The sequence below is a fragment of the Hydromonas duriensis genome, from assembly GCF_004363775.1.
Lineage (GTDB): Bacteria > Pseudomonadota > Gammaproteobacteria > Burkholderiales > Burkholderiaceae > Hydromonas > Hydromonas duriensis.
This window is the reverse complement of record NZ_SNZE01000002.1, coordinates 1-17,276: the sequence shown is the minus strand read 5'-3', so window position 1 is coordinate 17,276 and position 17,276 is coordinate 1. Positions and strand designations below refer to the sequence as shown.

Annotated in this window: 20 protein-coding genes; 13 read left to right on the top strand and 7 right to left on the bottom strand. The window is 43.4% G+C overall.

Annotation, left to right across the window (positions count from 1 at the left end; translation table 11 throughout):
• Positions 1 to 3: 3 nt before the first annotated feature.
• The 6 genes from queF (at position 4) to DFR44_RS01265 (ending at position 4,355) form a co-directional block, all read left to right on the top strand.
• A complete protein-coding gene (queF, locus tag DFR44_RS01290) occupies positions 4 to 435 on the top strand; it encodes a preQ(1) synthase (protein ID WP_133618909.1) in 432 nt (143 codons plus the stop codon).
• A 147-nt stretch (positions 436 to 582) separates the two neighbouring features.
• Positions 583 to 1,059: a transcription elongation factor GreA gene (gene greA / locus DFR44_RS01285; protein ID WP_133618908.1), complete on the top strand. Its 477-nt coding sequence runs from the start codon at positions 583 to 585 to the stop codon at positions 1,057 to 1,059.
• Positions 1,060 to 1,105: 46 nt separating this feature from the next.
• Positions 1,106 to 1,573: a DUF4149 domain-containing protein gene (locus DFR44_RS01280; protein ID WP_133618907.1), complete on the top strand. Its 468-nt coding sequence runs from the start codon at positions 1,106 to 1,108 to the stop codon at positions 1,571 to 1,573.
• 82 nt (positions 1,574 to 1,655) lie between these two features.
• Positions 1,656 to 2,687, top strand: coding sequence for a FecCD family ABC transporter permease (locus DFR44_RS01275; protein WP_133618906.1), 1,032 nt, complete (start codon positions 1,656 to 1,658; stop codon positions 2,685 to 2,687).
• Positions 2,684 to 3,454: an ABC transporter ATP-binding protein gene (locus tag DFR44_RS01270; protein ID WP_133618905.1), complete on the top strand. Its 771-nt coding sequence runs from the start codon at positions 2,684 to 2,686 to the stop codon at positions 3,452 to 3,454. The genes DFR44_RS01275 and DFR44_RS01270 overlap by 4 nt, the downstream gene beginning before the upstream one ends.
• Positions 3,455 to 3,746: 292 nt before the next feature.
• Positions 3,747 to 4,355, top strand: a complete 609-nt coding sequence (locus tag DFR44_RS01265; protein WP_133618904.1) for an OmpW/AlkL family protein — start codon at positions 3,747 to 3,749, stop codon at positions 4,353 to 4,355.
• Between the two features lie 107 nt (positions 4,356 to 4,462).
• Here DFR44_RS01265 and DFR44_RS01260 read toward each other — a convergent pair whose 3' ends face one another.
• Both DFR44_RS01260 and DFR44_RS01255 read right to left on the bottom strand, forming a co-directional pair.
• Positions 4,463 to 5,614 carry a THUMP domain-containing class I SAM-dependent RNA methyltransferase gene (locus DFR44_RS01260; protein ID WP_133618903.1) on the bottom strand — a complete coding sequence of 384 codons (1,152 nt, stop codon included), beginning with the start codon at positions 5,612 to 5,614 and terminating at the stop codon, positions 4,463 to 4,465.
• 17 nt (positions 5,615 to 5,631) lie between these two features.
• The gene (locus tag DFR44_RS01255; RefSeq protein ID WP_133618902.1) at positions 5,632 to 6,054 is read right to left on the bottom strand and encodes a CopD family protein; all 423 of its coding nucleotides are present in this window, start codon (positions 6,052 to 6,054) and stop codon (positions 5,632 to 5,634) included.
• Between the two features lie 302 nt (positions 6,055 to 6,356).
• On the opposite strand from DFR44_RS01255, the gene DFR44_RS01250 reads away from it, so the two are divergent.
• Positions 6,357 to 6,563, top strand: coding sequence for a YgaP family membrane protein (locus DFR44_RS01250; protein ID WP_133618901.1), 207 nt, complete (start codon positions 6,357 to 6,359; stop codon positions 6,561 to 6,563).
• A 151-nt stretch (positions 6,564 to 6,714) separates the two neighbouring features.
• On the opposite strand, the gene DFR44_RS01245 is transcribed toward DFR44_RS01250, so the two are convergent.
• The 4 genes from DFR44_RS01245 to DFR44_RS01230 all read right to left on the bottom strand — a co-directional run bounded on the left by DFR44_RS01245 (position 6,715) and on the right by DFR44_RS01230 (position 10,239).
• Entirely contained in the window at positions 6,715 to 7,317 is a 603-nt protein-coding gene (locus tag DFR44_RS01245; protein WP_133618900.1) for a peroxiredoxin, read from the bottom strand.
• Positions 7,318 to 7,463: 146 nt separating this feature from the next.
• Positions 7,464 to 8,885: a glutamate--tRNA ligase gene (gene gltX / locus DFR44_RS01240; RefSeq protein ID WP_133618899.1), complete on the bottom strand. Its 1,422-nt coding sequence runs from the start codon at positions 8,883 to 8,885 to the stop codon at positions 7,464 to 7,466.
• Between the two features lie 114 nt (positions 8,886 to 8,999).
• Positions 9,000 to 9,629 (bottom strand): endonuclease III, encoded by a 630-nt coding sequence (gene nth / locus DFR44_RS01235; RefSeq protein ID WP_133618898.1) that lies wholly within the window; start codon positions 9,627 to 9,629, stop codon positions 9,000 to 9,002.
• A 7-nt stretch (positions 9,630 to 9,636) separates the two neighbouring features.
• The gene (locus DFR44_RS01230; RefSeq protein ID WP_133618897.1) at positions 9,637 to 10,239 is read right to left on the bottom strand and encodes a 2-hydroxychromene-2-carboxylate isomerase; all 603 of its coding nucleotides are present in this window, start codon (positions 10,237 to 10,239) and stop codon (positions 9,637 to 9,639) included.
• Between the two features lie 252 nt (positions 10,240 to 10,491).
• Here DFR44_RS01230 and prs point away from each other — a divergent pair, with 252 nt between their 5' ends.
• The 5 genes from prs (at position 10,492) to DFR44_RS01205 (ending at position 15,553) form a co-directional block, all read left to right on the top strand.
• Positions 10,492 to 11,355 carry a ribose-phosphate diphosphokinase gene (prs, locus tag DFR44_RS01225; protein WP_133618896.1) on the top strand — a complete coding sequence of 288 codons (864 nt, stop codon included), beginning with the start codon at positions 10,492 to 10,494 and terminating at the stop codon, positions 11,353 to 11,355.
• A gap of 9 nt (positions 11,356 to 11,364) precedes the next feature.
• Entirely contained in the window at positions 11,365 to 12,855 is a 1,491-nt protein-coding gene (locus DFR44_RS01220) for a nicotinate phosphoribosyltransferase (protein WP_133618895.1), read from the top strand.
• Positions 12,856 to 12,905: 50 nt separating this feature from the next.
• On the top strand, positions 12,906 to 13,637 hold the full coding sequence (locus tag DFR44_RS01215) for an NUDIX hydrolase (protein WP_133618894.1): 732 nt from the start codon (positions 12,906 to 12,908) through the stop codon (positions 13,635 to 13,637).
• A 77-nt stretch (positions 13,638 to 13,714) separates the two neighbouring features.
• Positions 13,715 to 15,202, top strand: a complete 1,488-nt coding sequence (locus tag DFR44_RS01210) for an Rne/Rng family ribonuclease (protein WP_133618893.1) — start codon at positions 13,715 to 13,717, stop codon at positions 15,200 to 15,202.
• A 162-nt stretch (positions 15,203 to 15,364) separates the two neighbouring features.
• On the top strand, positions 15,365 to 15,553 hold the full coding sequence (locus DFR44_RS01205) for a hypothetical protein (protein WP_133618892.1): 189 nt from the start codon (positions 15,365 to 15,367) through the stop codon (positions 15,551 to 15,553).
• A gap of 12 nt (positions 15,554 to 15,565) precedes the next feature.
• On the opposite strand, the gene DFR44_RS01200 is transcribed toward DFR44_RS01205, so the two are convergent.
• A complete protein-coding gene (locus tag DFR44_RS01200) occupies positions 15,566 to 16,456 on the bottom strand; it encodes a LysR family transcriptional regulator (RefSeq protein WP_133618891.1) in 891 nt (296 codons plus the stop codon).
• Positions 16,457 to 17,010: 554 nt separating this feature from the next.
• Between DFR44_RS01200 and DFR44_RS01195 the strand changes: the two genes are divergently transcribed.
• The coding region (locus DFR44_RS01195; RefSeq protein WP_133618890.1) for a hypothetical protein at positions 17,011 to 17,276 on the top strand (266 nt) is incomplete at its 3' end.

Below are 17,276 nucleotides of genomic sequence, written 5' to 3'. Positions count from 1 at the left end.
ATCATGGAACTACACGCAAATTTACAATCGCTGGGCAATAAAAAGACTCAATATCGTTATGACGAGCCAGATGCCTCTTTACTCGAACGTTTTCCCAATCCTTTTGCTCACGCCAACATCAATCCAAATGGTGTGACAGGGACTTTAAATATGGTATGTCCTGAATTCACCAGTCTTTGCCCTGTGACGGGTCAACCTGATTTTGCAACCATCGTGATTGATATGCAACCTGACCAATGGTGTGTTGAGTCCAAATCTTTGAAATTATATTTAGGCTCGTTTCGCATGCATGGCGAGTTTCATGAATCTTGTATTTGTCGTATTTGCAATGACTTGGTGACATTGTTACAGCCCAAATGGATTAAAGTTGAAGGGCGTTTTACCGCGCGCGGTGGCATTCCACTATGGCCGTCAGCAGAATATCGTCAACCGTAACGTGCATTTGAAAATTTGTAATCCACTTGAGCCTTTCGCGCAAAATTGTGTACAATACACCATCACATGCACACCGCAACCCATAGGGCTGCGGTGCTTTTTTTAGAGTATATTTAAAGTTCAGAAACAAGATTTAAAGGATTAGATATGGCAGCCATTCCGATTACCAAACTCGGTGCACAAATGCTAAAAGATGAGTTACACGATTTGAAATCTGTGCAACGCCCTTGGGTGATTAATGCGATTGCAGAAGCGCGTGCGCAGGGCGACTTATCTGAAAATGCAGATTACGACGCGGCTAAAGAAAAGCAAGCCTTCGTAGAGGGGCGAATTTTAGAGTTGGAGTCAAAGTTGTCCAACTGCCAAATTATCGACCCAAGTGAGTTGGATGCCGAAGGACGTGTGGTTTTTGGCGCGACGGTGGTGCTTGAGGATTTGGATAACAGCGCAGAAGTGCGTTATCAAATCGTTGGTGACGATGAAGCCGATATTAAACTGAGTAAAATATCCATCAGCTCACCGATTGCTCGTGCCTTAATTGGCAAGTACGCAGGCGATGAGGTTGAGTTTCAAGCACCATCTGGCAAACGTGAGTATGAAATCATTGATGTTTTATACGTTTAATACTTTTAATACGGATTTGTTTTACCATCAAAATGGGTGCTGAACAATGAAAGAAACCACAACCAGTCGAATCCAAGGTGCTTTAAGTCTTGTCGCTCATTTTGCACTGGTGTTGTGGGCGGGAGCCACTTGGGGGGCGGGTTATGTGTTTGCCCCAGCTTTATTTGCATCTTTCCCAACGGCTTTGGCGGGTGAAGCGGCAGGTGTCATGTTCAAAGCCGTGAATGTCATGGGGTTGGCTTGTGCCATGGTGGTGGTGCTGGATTTACGCCTGCGTTTCAGTCAACGGTTGCACCACCAACCTGAAGTATGGTGGCTGCTTGGCTTGGTGTTTTTAGTCTTGGTTCAGTATGTAGGACTTGCCCCAAAAATGGCAGCCCTTAAAATTTTATTTCCAGATGCGTATGCGATGGCTTCATTCGGGCGATTACATGCCGTTTCACAAGTGATTTACTTGCTACAAAGTAGCATCTTGGTGTTTTTGTTATGGCGGCGATTGTCGCGTCCAAAATAAGCCTTTAAGGTCGTAAAGTGGGCTATGCCCACTATTTTTTTATTTTCTGTCATGATGGTTCGGTGAGGATGAATGACTGAATTTGTTGATATTTCTTTTCTATCCAATGCGCCCTACAGACCACTCTCATCACTCTAATTTTATCAAACCACCACCATACGCCCGTACGGGTGTGGTGCTGTTTGTGTCCATATTGATTGCCATATCGGTGATTGTATTGGGGCTGACGGCGGGAGCGCTTGATTTATCAGAGGCTGTTTTTTGGCAGCTGCGCTTACCCCGTGTCTTGGCATCATTTGGCGTGGGTGGGTTGCTTGCTCTAGCGGGCTTGATGTTGCAAGTGCTATTACGCAATCCTTTGGCTGAGCCATACATGCTGGGTGCGGCTTCTGGGGCATCGTTTTGCGTATTATTGGGCATGTTAATGGGCGGTTCTTGGTGGCTGCAACAAAGTTTGGCTTTGTTTGGGGCTTTGGTTGCTTTAGGGCTGATGTTGTGGGTTCTACGTCGCTATTCGCGTTTAGAAGGTGATGTCACGGTGTTGTTATTATTGGGGATTGTGTTATCTGCTTTGCTTAATGCTTTGGTCAGCGGAGTTTTATTGGTCTTGCCCGATCGCAATGTACGCAGCGCGTTGTTTTGGATGATGGGCGATTTAGCGGGCGCAGGTTCTCATTATGTTGCATGGTGTAGCGTTTGGTTGATTTTGGCATTGGCCTTGGGGTTGGCGCGACCAATGGCGGTTTTGATGCGCGGTGCTGTGATGGCTCATAGTGTCGGTGTTGACGTGACGCGATTACGTTGGCAGCTTTTGTTGTTGGCAGGTTTGGCAACCGCTGTCGCGGTAATGGAGGCGGGCGCTATTGGTTTTGTCGGTTTACTTGTGCCGCATATGGTCAAGTCTTTGGGCGGGCGTTTTTTTGGTGCAAACATGCGCTTGATTTTACCGTTATGCGTTTTGTGGGGCGGGATTTTGTTGGTGTTGGCAGATGTGGTGGCTCGATTGTTATTTGCCCCTACACAATTACCTGTGGGATTGTTTACCGTATTGTTGGGGGCTCCTTTTTTAGCATGGCAATTGATTATTCGGGCGCGTGAAAGTGGGGCGGTATGAATTTAATCAGCGATTCGCCATTGTTGCAGGTTGAGCAGTTATCCATTCAACATGGTGCACAAATGATATTAGAACCTTTTGACTGGGTCGTACAAACGGGTGAGCGTTGGGCTATCTTAGGTGCCAATGGTGCAGGTAAAACCAGCATTTTGCATGCTTTATTAGGTATTCATGCGCCATCAGCCCAAAAAATTCGATTGAATGGGCACAAACTAAACACAATGTCAGTACGCCAGCAGGCCGAGTTAAGGATGTGGGTGCCTCAGCGTTATGAAGAGCCTTTTACGCTAACTGTGGCGCAAGCTTTAAATTGCATGACGGATGATTTGAACCAAGAAGCTGCAGACTTGATATTAAAACAATATGGCCTATTTGAGCGTGCTCACCACTGGGTGCACACTTTGTCTGGCGGGGAGCGGCAGCGTTTAACATGGGCAATGAGCGCGGCACGGTTGACTGCAAAGACACAACTATGGTTATTGGACGAGCCTTTTGCCGCGCAAGATTTGGCTTGGCAGGACACATTATTAAAGTATTTGGATAGTGCGCCATGCGCAGTAATCGCTGCTGTACATGATTTGAATCAGGTTTCACAATTTGCAACGCACGTTTTATTAATCAAAAAAAACGTCAATCAATCCGCTCAGGTCATTAAAGCGGGTACTTTGGATGAAGTTATGCAGATTGATATCTTGAGTCAAGCGTATGGTGTTCAACTTAATTATCTTCAAGCAGAGCAAGGCTGCTGGTGGCAAGTCGAATCATAAATACTGCGGTATGGCATTGTTTTTCATTATTAAAAATTAAATTCATCAATTCCATCGTTTCATAGCAATCACGAGTGTATTTTTTATGTCTCATTTTTAACGTGAACCGTACAAAACCACCTGGTTTATTTCACTAATTTCTGAAATGTTTAAAAAAACATAAATCATTTATGTGGAAATGATGCATAATAACCACATGGTTGAAGTGGTTTATGTGTTTACACTCGCCATTGAAAAACGCTGTTTATAAGAGTTGTTTTTCGGTTTATTTTCAATATTTTTGGAGTGTGTTATGAAAAAATCGGTACTCGCTGGTTTGTCAGCATTGGCCTTGTTTGCACCGACCGTGATGGCGGATCAAGGTGATTTGATTGTGCGTGGGCGTGTCATCACCGTTGCGCCGCAAGATAGTACTGCGGGTGTTTTGTCGACTGTTAATGCTTCTGTAGATACAAAAGTAGTGCCAGAGCTTGACTTCACTTATATGGTAACCAAAAATATTGGTGCAGAGTTGATTTTAGGCACGTCACGCCACAGTTTGTCTAGTGACTTGGGTGGCTTGGGTAAAGTTAGTGTGTTGCCACCAACTTTGACCGTGCAATACCACTTTTCACCTGATGCCAAAATACGTCCATACATTGGCGCAGGTATCAACTATACACATTTTTACAACAATGACTTGAATGTTGCAGGCACGCCTGTTTCAATTAATAACAATAGCTTTGGCTTGGCATTTCAAGCAGGTACGGATGTCATGTTAAATGATAAATATTTTGTTAACTTTGACGTTAAGTATTTGAATATTCGTACCAATGCCAACATTGGTTCTACTAATTTAGGTAGCTTAAAAGTCAATCCTTTGGTCTTTGGTGTAGGTATCGGACGTCGTTTTTCGTTCTAAAAATCACGTAAGTGACGTTTGTAAAAAAGCCCACATAGCAAAATATGTGGGCTTTTTATTTTAAAAAATTTTAGTAACGGTTTATATACAGTACATGTTTAGAGTGGTTAATTTGGTTTTTCTTTACGCGCGCTACCTTGAACCATCTTGAATTCAAACAAACGGCAATCCAAAGCACCATTAAATAGCGGTGTTTTTTTCGATGGCGATAAACGCATGTACTTTGGTGTGTCGCGATCTGACGTTAAAATATAGGCATTCCAGCCTGAAAAATGCGCTTTCAAGTGATCGGCCCATTGTTTAAAAAAGACAGAGTATTCCTCAGATGTTGTCACGTCAATTCGTTCACCATAAGGGGGGTTGCAGACCAATACGCCATTTTCACCTGGCGGCATGGCATTGAGGACATTTTGCTGTTCAAAAGCAACAGCGAAAGGCAACTCCGCTCGTTCTAAGTTGTGCGCAATGTCATTTACAGCGTGGGCACTGATATCGGACGCATACAATGCACGCGGGGTTTTGTCGATTTTGACATCATTTAAAATTTTATGCCATAAAGTCTTGTCAAAACCGTGATAGTTCTCAAAAGCAAAAGGACGTTGCCAACCTGGTGGAATATTCGCGGCCATCAGTCCCGCTTCTATGACCAGTGTCCCGCTACCGCACATGGGGTCAAACAGGGGTTGGTTTGGCTGCCAACCTGATAGCATAATAAGTCCTGCTGCCAAATTTTCGCGTAAAGGGGCTCGACCTTTATCTTCTCGCCAGCCTCGTTTAAAAAGGGCCTCTCCTGATGTGTCAAGATAAAGTGTGGCTTCAAACTCTGTTAAAAAGGCATAAATGCGAACGTCTGGATAGGCTGTATCAACGCTTGGACGACGGTCCATGAGGTCACGGAAATAGTCACATACCGCATCTTTTATGCGCAAGGTGATAAATTCTAAACTACGCAAAGGCGACTTGATGGCATTGACCTCAACTTTAATCGAGTGGTCTGGCGTAAAGTAGCTGCTCCATGGTGTGCGCGAGGCGAGTTTGTAAATATCATCCTCGTTTCGATAACCCGCTTGATTAAGTTTAAGTAATATCCTTGAAGCAATGCGTGAGTGTAAGTTGGCGCGATACATCAGCGCAATATCGCCCGCGAAAGCCACGCCGCCATGTGTGGCTTTGATGTATTGCGCATTGAGTTGTTGTAATTCTTGTACCAATAAAGGCTCTAAGCCGCGCGGGCAGGGGGCAAAAAATGATAACGACATAAAACAATCTTTAAAAATTATGAGGAAAATGGCTTGATGACCACTAATGCCGTGATGGCAAGCATCAATATAACGGGAATTTCATTGAACCAGCGATAACAAACATGAGGGTGTGTATTGCGATTGAGACTAAATTTTTTGAGTAACTTGCCGCAGAACAGATGATAAGCTAATGCCAACAATACCAGTGTGAGTTTGATGTGAATCCAACCGCCTTTAAAACCAATCAACAACCATAAGGCGAGTCCGAAGCCAATGGCAGGTACAGCAAGAATATGCATAAAACGGTAGAGTCGATTTGCCATTAAGATTAATCTTTGTTGTACCGATGCTTCAGTTTCTTGCGCTAAATTCACAAAAATTCGTGGTAGATAGAATAAACCTGCAAACCAAGACATGACAAAGACGATGTGAAATATTTTTAACCAAGCATAAAGCATAGACGTGAGCTTTCAAAAGTGGTGTTGAATCAGGGTGTTTTTTTACGCTAGGTCTATATTGTACGGCAGTTTGAGTGAAAAGCTTTGTAGATATTTTGGTGTTGAGTTAAAAACAGCCGTTCGTCTAAATTTTTAAAAAAATGGACGATGAATCAATACGCTCATAAAGCATTTTTTTATTTCATAAATTATTTTTTAAGATATAAGTAGAACAACGTAAAAAATGCTTGCTTCATTGTTAAAAAAGTGTAAAATAAAATCACGAGTTGGCCGTCAAGCAATCTAGTTTGGGGAGAAATATCGTGGAATCGAATGCAAATAAATCAAATGTAGGTCGAGTAGATCGTGTCTTGCGAGTCGTTGTGGGTGCTGTATTGATTTTGCTGGCTATGTTTGGTCAAATTGGTGCGTGGGGCTGGCTGGGCATAATCCTTTTGTTTACGGGTTTAATGAGGTTTTGCCCTGTGTACACATTGTTTGGCGTGAATAAAAACTGCCCGAAAGATTAGTTCAACAATTTGAAACTTTTTTTGGGGAGCTTGAATTTATTAATAACTTCTTGTTCGCTTAGTCGGTTAAAAAAATGCAGCCCAAGGCTGCATTTTTTATCTGTAACACTGTGAATGGTGTGGATAAACACACATAACAATTACAGTTCAATCATAGTTTGTCAGCATGTTCTGACAAATAAGCCGCCACGCCTTCTGGAGAGGCCGTCATGCCTTTGTCGCCTTTTTGCCAGTTGGCAGGGCACACTTCGCCGTGCTCATCGGTGAATTGCAAAGCGTCAACAATGCGTAAAAGCTCGTCCATGCTACGGCCAAGTGGCAAATCATTGACAATTTGTGAGCGCACGATGCCATTTTTATCAATGATGAACGCACCACGGAATGCCACGCCATCGGCTGATTCAACATCATAGGCTTGTTGGATTTCGCGTTTGATGTCCGCAGCCATGGTGTATTTGACAGCGCCAATGCCACCGTTGTTGATAGGGGTGTTGCGCCATGCATTATGAGTGAATTCTGAATCGACTGAAACGGCGACCACTTCAACACCGCGTGCTGTAAATTCAGACATTTTGTGGTCTAAGGCGATGAGTTCTGAAGGGCAAACAAAAGTGAAGTCAAGAGGGTAGAAAAAAACCATGGCATATTTGCCACTGGATGCTTTTGAGAACGTATAGTCATTGACGATTTCACCTGTGCCTAAAACGGCGGCTACTGTAAAGTCTGGTGCTGGTTTTCCTACTAAAACGGCCATAAGTACCTCCAAAGTAAATCAAAAATAAATAAAAATGGGCTGCCTTTTATAGACAGAGTTAACATTGTACAGGCTTTGCTAAACAACCGTGCGAACCGCCATTGAGCTGTCAGAAAAAGCTGGTGTACTTGAATGCTAAGACTAAACTAAATAACGCTCAGAATTCTAGAAACGCACTCGGAGCGACCTAAGAGATGCACAATCGCATCCAATGAAGGGCTTTGTGTTTGCCCCAGAAGGATGGCGCGCAAAGGAACGCCGAACGCGGGCATTTTTAAATTGTGCTCAGCCAAAGTGCTCTTGATAAGGGCATTGATGGTGTCTTTGCTCCAGTCAATTTCTTTTAGTTTGTTAGCGAAGTCAAGTAAAGCTGGGCGATTCGCATCGTTAACGTGTTCAGCGATGAGCACTGCATTGGGCGTGTATTTGAGATAAAAACCTTCGGCGGCTGACGTGACGTCCTCTAAAGTGTCGCAACGTGATTTATATAGTTCAACGATGGCTGCCAAGGAGTAAGAGTCCAAAGGCACAGTACCTGCCTGACTTTCTAAGCGTTTGGTAAGGCGTTGAGCGATTAAGTCGGTCAACTCAGCGTTGTCTTTTTGGTTGATATAGTGGTTGTTAATCCAGTTGAGTTTTTTCGGATCCCATTGAGATGATGAGGAAGACAGGTGTTCAACGCTGAACCATTCGATGAATTGTTCACGTGAAAAAATTTCATCATCGCCATGTCCCCAACCAAGACGGGCTAAATAATTACACAAGGCTTCTGGCAAATATCCCATGCGCTCGTAATCCATGACCGCAGTTGCATTTTTGCGTTTGGATAATTTAGAGCCGTCTGGAGCAAGAATCATTGGGATATGCCCATAAAAGGGTAGGGGCGCGCCCAAGGCTTTTAAAATATTGATTTGTTTCGGCGTATTGTTAACATGGTCGTCGCCTCGAATGACGTGGGTGATGCCCATGTCCCAGTCATCAACAACAACACAAAAATTATAAGTAGGCGTGCCATCGGGACGGGCGATGATGAGGTCGTCTAGTTCTTCATTGTTGAACGAAATTTCGCCTTTGACGACATCCGTCCAAGAAGTTTTGCCTGTTAATGGATTTTTAAATCGAACAACAGGTTGTACGCCCGCTGGTGGCGTAGGCAATTGTTTTCCTGTTTCAGGTCGCCAAGTGCCGTCGTATTTTTCACGTTCGCCACGCAATTTTTGTGCTTCGCGCATGGCTTCAAGCTCTTCTTTTGAGGTGTAGCAATAGTATGCTGAACCATCCTTTAGCATGTGTGCGATGACTTCGCGATAACGATCCATGCGTTGCATTTGATAATAAGGGCCGTCGTCATGCGCCAAATTCAGCCATTTCATAGCATTAAGAATTTCAGCTACATTTTCAGGTGTTGAGCGTTCAACATCGGTGTCTTCAATGCGCAGTACAAATGTGCCGCCAAAATGTTTGGCCAAAGCCCAGCTGAATAGTGCAGTGCGTGCGCCGCCAATGTGCAAAGCACCAGTGGGGCTAGGAGCAAAGCGGGTGCGGATGGGAGTGGTAGAGGTGCTCATGAATGCCTTTACAAAAAAACGTCGGTAAGGCGACATTATAGCGGGCATGGGGCAAGAACACCATGTGGCGGCGTGAAAAAGCAGGGGCTTATTTGGATGTTAATGCTGCAAAAATTAAGATTTTGCTTTGTAATCACATAAGTCGTGAATGATGCACTCGCCGCATTTGGGCTTACGTGCTTGGCACACGTACCGCCCGTGCAAAATCAACCAGTGATGCGCATCGAGTAAAAATTCTTTGGGAATATTTTTCAGGAGTTTTTTTTCAACGTCCAGTACGGTTTTACCCGTTGCAAGTCCCGTTCGATTGCCAAGGCGAAAAATGTGCGTATCCACCGCCATGGTGGGTTGTCTAAAAACTGTATTGAGAATGACATTCGCTGTTTTTCGACCGACGCCAGGGAGGGCTTCGAGTGATGCGCGGTCGTCGGGTACTTGGCCGTTATGCTTGTTAATCAGCATGGCGCACAAGCCGATGACATGTTTGGCTTTGCTGCGAAACAGCCCAATGGTGTTGATAAAAGGGATTAAGCCTTCTTCCCCAAGAGCCAAAATAGTTTCGGGTGTATTGGCAATCGGAAAAAGCTTTGCTGTGGCTTTATTCACACCGACGTCTGTGGCTTGTGCCGATAAAACCACGGCAATGAGCAATTCAAAAGGGCTTTTATAGACGAGTTCTGTCGTGGGATGTGGATTTAAATCCCGAAAGCGAGTGAATATCTCTTGTCGCGCTGCTGGTTTCATAGACGGTTTATGCTTTGGCTTTTAATGCAGCTTCGAGTTGGTCGAAGCGGTCGAATCCCCAAAAGGGCTCACCATCAAGTAAAACAAAAGGTGAACCAAAGACGCCTTTGGCCGAGGCCAAATCAATTTCAGCACGCAACTGTTCTTTGGTAAATGAGTTATGCATGCCAGCTGTCAGTTGTTCAGTGTTTAATCCGATGGATTCGCCAATGGTGACGATGACGGCTGGGTCGCCAATATTCAGGTCATTCACATAATAGGCTTTAAAAATGGCTTGGGCAAATTCAATGCCTTTGTCCTCGCCTTGTGTGCTTTCTACCCACATGGTCGCACGCGAGGCGTAACGTGTATCAAGGGGAAATAAAGTGGGCAGTTTAAATGGAATGGCATGAAAAGCGGCCGTTCGCACGTAGTCTCTCTCGGTGTAGGCTTTTTTGGCAGGGTTATGTACTAAAGAGGTTCCGCTGTTTAATGGTTTAAGAGGAGCCCCCGCAAATGGGTGCCAGTCGACGCGACGACCATATTTTTGTGCCAATTCATTGATGCGTGTGCTGGCAAAATAACCATAAGGTGACGAAAAATCAAAATAAAAATTGAGTGCGCTTGCCATGTATAACCTTTGTTCATATTCAATATGCGAGGCGGCATTTTAGCAAAATAAAGTGCCAGCGTGTACGAGGTATATGCTTGCGTTTGTTTTTGCGGGGCTTGAGATTCTTGGTGTTTTGTTAAAACTAAATAAGACCTTGTTGTTTAGTCTGCAATGCATCAGAAAAGTTTTTAAATTTTAATCTTGACTTATATAGTGGCTTTATGCCAATATATCGACATTCCAATAATTAACAGCAAAAGTTGAAATGATATGAACTCAAGCATAAAAGTGTCATGGTCTGAAAATAACCGCATTTTAGACGTTCAGTATTCAGAATTTTCGGGCGGTGAGCGTCATGTACAAATTGGGCTTTTGCCCGAACAGCCCATTCAAACTGTGAATATTCAAGCGAATATTCGCTCATCAAATGATTTGATGGACTATCTCTTGCTTGAAAATGCTTTATTTCAGCACAATCCAGACATTGCCATCAACCTTGAAATTCCTTATTTACCATACGCCAGACAGGATAGAGTGTGCGCGGTAGGGCAGGCTTTTTCAATGCAATTAATGGCGGAAATGTTGCGACTTCGCCCCAAAAAAAGTGTAACGGTCTGGGATTGTCACAGCAGTGTTGGTAGCCAGTTACTGGATGCAATTAACATTGAGTCTTGGCAAATAATTGGTAATAGCCCTGAATTGGTCGACGTTTTACAAGATACAAATACCGTTTTAATTTGTCCAGATAAAGGGGCAAAACCACGCAGCGAGGCGATTGCTAGAGCATTTGACTTAAAGCAAATTGTTTTTTGTGAAAAAAAGCGAGACCCCGTGAGTGGGAAAATTTTAGAAACAACCGTGTTAACTGATGATTTATCAGGTAAAACGGCGGTGATTACGGATGATATTTGTGATGGCGGCATGACGTTTATCGGCATTGCGCAAGCCTTACGTAAAATCGGCTGTGCGCACATTGTTTTATACGTCACTCACGGTATTTTTAGTAAAGGTTTATCTGTATTTGAAGGCTTGATTGACCGCATTTACACGACAGATAGTTTTTCACATAACATGAGTCAATCTTCAATTAAATTGACCGTTATTAATTTTAAGAATATTAATTTTAAAAAATAGGAGCTGTAAATGGGTATTCGCATCAATCCTCTTCACGCCATTGATTTTTATAAAGCTGATCATCGCCGCCAGTATCCAGAAGGTACAGAATACGTGTACTCAAATTTAACCCCACGTTCAGCGCGTTTGGCTCCTGTGCTTGACGATTTTGATGGTCGGGTTGTTTTCTTTGGTTTACAGGGGTTTATTAAGCATTTTTTAATTGAAACTTGGAATGATGAGTTTTTCAAACAGCCTAAAGATAAAGTGCTTGCCGCTTACAAACGGCGTATGGATGCTTCATTGGGCGAGGGGGCTGTGCCTGTAGACCACATTGCAGCATTGCATGATTTGGGCTATTTGCCTTTAAAAATCAAAGCGTTGCCTGAGGGCAGTCGGGTGAATGTTAAAGTGCCGATGCTCACGCTTGTGAACACGCATCCTGATTTTTTTTGGTTGACCAATTACATTGAGACCGTGATGAGCGCGGAGTTGTGGAAGTCATGCACGACCGCGAGCATTGCCTACGAGTATAAACGTTTACTCACGCAATACGCGCAAGATACGGGTGCACCTTTAGATTTTGTGTCATTGCAAGGCCATGATTTTAGTTGTCGTGGCATGAGTGGTATTTATGATTCGACTCAATCAGCAGTGGGGCATTTAACCAGCTTTATAGGCACAGATGCCGTTTCTGCGATTGATTATGCAGAACAATACTACAACGCCACGGGTGTGGTCGGTGTCTCCGTCCCCGCAACCGAGCATAGTGTCATGTGCATGGGTACGCAGGATGATGAGTTAAGCACATTCCGCCGTTTGGTTACAGATTTATACCCGTCAGGCATAGTGAGCATCGTCTCCGATACGTGGGATTTTTGGCAAGTGCTCACCGTTTTTGCTAAAGAGCTCAAACAGACGATTTTAAATCGTCAACCCAATGCCTTGGGCTTGGCTAAAGTAGTGTTTCGTCCCGACAGTGGCGACCCTGTAAAAATTATTTGTGGCGACCCTGAAGCACCAGAAGGCAGTCCTGCTTATAAAGGTGCGGTTGAATGTTTGTGGGAAGTCTTTGGCGGCACAATGACCGATAAAGGGTTTAGACAATTGCATGAAAGGGTGGGTTTAATTTATGGCGATTCAATTACTTTGTCCAGAGCGCAAGCCATTTTGGCAGGTCTGAAAGCAAAGGGCTATGCTTCAAGCAACTTGGTTTTTGGCATAGGCAGTTTTACTTACCAATACAACACCCGAGACAGTTTTGGCTTCGCTATGAAAGCCACATGGGGGCAAGTTAAAGGTGTTGGGCGAGAGCTATTTAAAGACCCCATCACGGACAGTGGCACTAAAAAATCGGCAAAAGGCTTGCTGCGTGTCGAAGCGAATCAGAACGGATTTGAACTGCACGACCAACAAACAGCTGAACAAGAAAAACAAGGTGCTTTAGACGTTGTTTTTGAAAATGGTCGCTTGGTTAAAGAAGTCAGTTTAGACGAGATTCGCACATTGTTGTCAGTCTAAGTGATTAGGCAAACCAACCATGATTTGCTTTGATTGAATGCGGAGTCGTAATGACAAATGAAGTGCTAAAAAGTGAAGCTGAATTTTTAAGTCAATACAATATTCATGATTACGACATCCCGTTGGCTTGTGTGGATATGGTGATTTTTGCCATTATTCAACACAAGCTGCATGTTTTACTCACTCGGCGCAACGAACATCCGAGCTTTGGGCAGTGGGCTTTGCCTGGCGGTTTCATCGATGTCAATCAGGACAAGACCTTGGATGATACTGCGCACCGAAAACTCTTTGAAAAAACAGGCATACGCTCACCCTATCTTGAGCAGGTGCAAACTGTCGGAGATGTGCACCGAGACCCAAGAGGCTGGTCATTGACGGTCTTGTATTTTGCATTGATTGATTATTCAGATATCATGATAAATCAAGCAAATGGTGCAAAAGCAGAAGTGCAGTGGCTGGATATTGGCGAGGCAACTCAATTGCAATTGGCTTTTGACCATAGCCAATTATTGCTAAAGGCCATCGCAAGGTTAAAAAGTAAGACGCGATACACAGCCTTGCCCATTGGGTTAATGCCTGAATTATTTACGCTCACAGAATTGCAAAGTATTTTTGAAGTTATTTTGGGGCATGAGTTAGATAAAAAATCTTTTCGTCGCCGAGTGCTGGATGCGGGGGTTTTACAACCCACCGAATGCTATAAACGAAGTGGTAAACGAGATGCTCAACTTTATCGAGTTGGCGATATGGCAGAAAACTTCGAGTTTCCAAGGGCGTTATAACACTAAAGCCACGCAATTCACAAAACATATTCAAGCCGTTAAAAGTGCTTCACACATTAAACATATTAAAGCTGCCCATGAAACAAGACATTCTTATTAACACCAATAGTGCTGAAACCCGCGTTGCGATTCTTGAAGATGGCCGTGTAGAAGAAGTTTATGTTGAGCGACAAAGCAATCTTGGTTTGGTTGGCAATATTTACTTGGGTAAAGTTGTCCGTGTTTTACCTGGGATGCAATCAGCGTTTATCGAAATTGGTTTAGAACGTACCGCGTTTTTGCATGTGGCGGACATGGTTGTTGCCGCGCACAGTCCATCTGCCAGTCAGGTTTCCACTGGGAATACATTGCCGCCGATTGAAACCATTTTATTTGATGGTCAAACAGTACTCGTGCAAGTCATCAAAGACCCCATCGGTACAAAAGGCGCACGGCTTTCAACTAAAATCAGCATTGCTGGGCGGCTCTTGGTGCACCTACCCAAAGAACAGGGCATTGGCGTCACTCAAAAAGTGGAAGATGACGAAGAACGTTGGGCTTTGAAAAACCGCTTGATTGATTTATTGGGTACAAATAAGAACAATGCGCAAGGTGGGTACATCATCCGAACGGCCGCATGCGACTCACCGATTGACGAGTGGCAAAACGACATCAACTACTTAAACTGCGCATGGAAAAATATTCAACAACTGGCGCAAAAACACCCCGCACCTTACTTAATTCATAAAGATTTGAGTTTGGCGCAACGTGTTTTAAGGGACATGGTCACAACAGATACCGCATCGGTGGTCACCGATGACGCGCAAACCTTAGCTGAATTACAAGAGTTCGCTGAACAATACACGCCCTCAGTGACGGGCAAACTCATGTTGGCTCCGATTGAACGACCATTGTTTGACGCCTATAAAGTGGAAGAAGAAATCAATCTCGCCTTGCAACTGCGGGTTGACTTAAAGTCTGGTGGATATTTAGTGATTGAAGCCACGGAAGCCATGACCACTATTGATGTCAATACTGGTTCTTATGTGTCAGGGCGAAACTTTGCCGACACCATTCTCAAAACCAATCTGGAAGCGGCCCGCGAAATAGTGCACCAACTGCGCTTGCGTAACCTAGGCGGTATGATTATTCTAGACTTTATAGACATGAGTAATCCGACACACGCCGAAAGCGTCATGGACACTTTGCGAAAAGAATTTGCTCGAGACCGAACACGCACAGCCGTATATCCATTTTCTCCATTGGGTTTAATTGAGGTTACGCGTAAACGCACCAGAGAATCTCTAGCGCAATTGTTGTGCGAACCATGTCCGATGTGTTCTGGTCGAGGCGTCATAAAAACCACTCGCACAATATGCTATGAAATCTTGCGCGAAATTCGCCGAGAGGCCTGTCAATTCAATGCCACGGCATTCCGAGTGGTCGCTCATCCAGATGTGGTTGACATGCTACTCGATGAGGTTGCACCTCATTTGGCAGCCGTCTCGAGTCAAATTGCCAAGCCTATTTCTCTACAAACACAAAATATGTTCTTTCAAGAGCAATACGACATTATTTTGATGTAAAAGCAGCTAAAAGTACCAAAAGTGCTAAAAAAATACAAACGAAATAGAAGAGCGTGCCTTTTTTGTTGCAATGCAATATAATGCACACATAACAAAATAAGAGGTGCTGAGGTGACAGAACTCCAACGGGGTTAAACGGATTAATTTTCGAAAGGAACTGTCATGAGTCAAAAACAAACAATTTTCACACCCTTAGATTTTAAAGAGTGCGTACAAGACATTCGAGTCAAAGTAGACGCATTTAAGCAAAGAGCGCAGCAAACTACGCCAGCATTTCAACCATTGGACTTTAAAGAATGTGTCGAAAATGTACGCGCAAAAGTAGATGCCATGATGAAAAAAACAATTTAAGCCTGAGTTTGTTTATTTTGATAAAGTGGGTAGGTGTATTTTGCAATACTCCAACCATGCCATCAGAGCATTGCTAATAAACGATTGCTGAGACCAAATTAAGCCCAAATGCCATTTTTGTCCATCCTCATCTAAAAATGCTTTGTGAAATATTGAGTCATCAAGTTGTTTTGCAATTGTATCTGGTAAAACAGTACAACCACGTCCAGCTTGTACAAGCGCAACTAAAAACTGCCAATTGGAGCTTCGTGCATTCACCTTCAATGGTCGTTTGCGTAGACTAAAAGCCGACGCAAGCTGAGTACTCAACATAAAATTTTCATTAAATAAAACAAACTCTTCTTCTGTGATGTCTTCAAGTTTAACCACTTCGCGAGCCTGCCATGAGCTGGGCTTTAAGCTGATAAAATATAAATCATCACAAATAAACTCATGAAAATTAAGCATGGAGTGGGTTGGTAACATCGCAACTGCGACATCTACATGACCATCTAACACTTGCTTCGTCAATGCTTCTGCACCATCTTCAATAAGCTGAATTTGAATGCCGGGATACATCACACCAAATTTTGCCAATAACGGCCCAAAGAAAAAGCTTCCCACTGTTGGAGGCAGCCCTAGCTTGATTTTTCCTGTTATGTGATTTTTGAACTCGTTAAGCTCAAGCTTAAGTTGCTTGGTCTTATACAGAATCTCCTCTCCTTTTTCATATAGAACTTGCCCAGCAGGGGTTAATTCTAAGTGATGGCCTTGGCGTATAAAAAGTTTCACCTCTAAAGCATCTTCTAACTGACGAAGTTGTTTACTAATGGTCGGTTGTGTGACACATAACGCATCTGCCGCTGCAGTAAAGCTCTTGCACTGAACGAGCGCTATAAACGCATTCAAGTTTTTTAAATTCATACCATTCCATTTTAGAATAAATTAAATTATTTTAATTCATAATTGTTATTCACTCAATGAATTAAAATTAAAAATTATTATCTAAATGAAAAAAGCAAAAATTCTATATTTGTTGGATGTTTAGATAACCTGCAAGCTCAAGCAGGCAATCTGACGATTAATATTTGTTTTTATTGTAGCCTTATCTAAAGACTCTTCAAATGAAAGGCGAGTCCTTAGTAGTGCTTTGCGGCTTTAATAGCGGCTTTATTTTACCAAATGTCAATAATATTTACTTTGTTAATTGCACTGTATATTTTTTTATTGCCCACGACCAATTGCCACGATTGTTGCGGCTGCTGGTTTGCAGAGGGGGTTCGTTTAAAAGGGTAACTTAGAACGATGCTGCCTAGGGCTTTCCAATCACTTTTTTGCGAGTTTATTTAAGGCCTTGTTGCCTTGGAGAGGCAATGTTTTTAACTCGTTAGTTGATAAAAGTGTTTTTTATGTTGTCTGTGATTTATAAATAGTAAATTTTAGCCACATATTTTTAGTTTTAATTTATAAGGTTTGAAATGTACCGAGATAGGATAAGATTGTCTTTGTCGATGTGTTTATTAATTTCATCGGGAGTATTACCCAGTTACGCGCAAGAAGTGGTCGCTGGGAGTGTGGATGTAGCGGGACAAACGCAAGCGGCGGCAAGCCATGAAGCGATTCTAGTTGCGCAAGCGAATGACAAAGGCGCGGCAGCCACGGCACAAGCAGCCCCTGCAGCCCCTGCTGTTGTCCGACCGCTCACCAAAGTCCTCAACCTCCCCAACAAAGGCAAAGTCTGGGT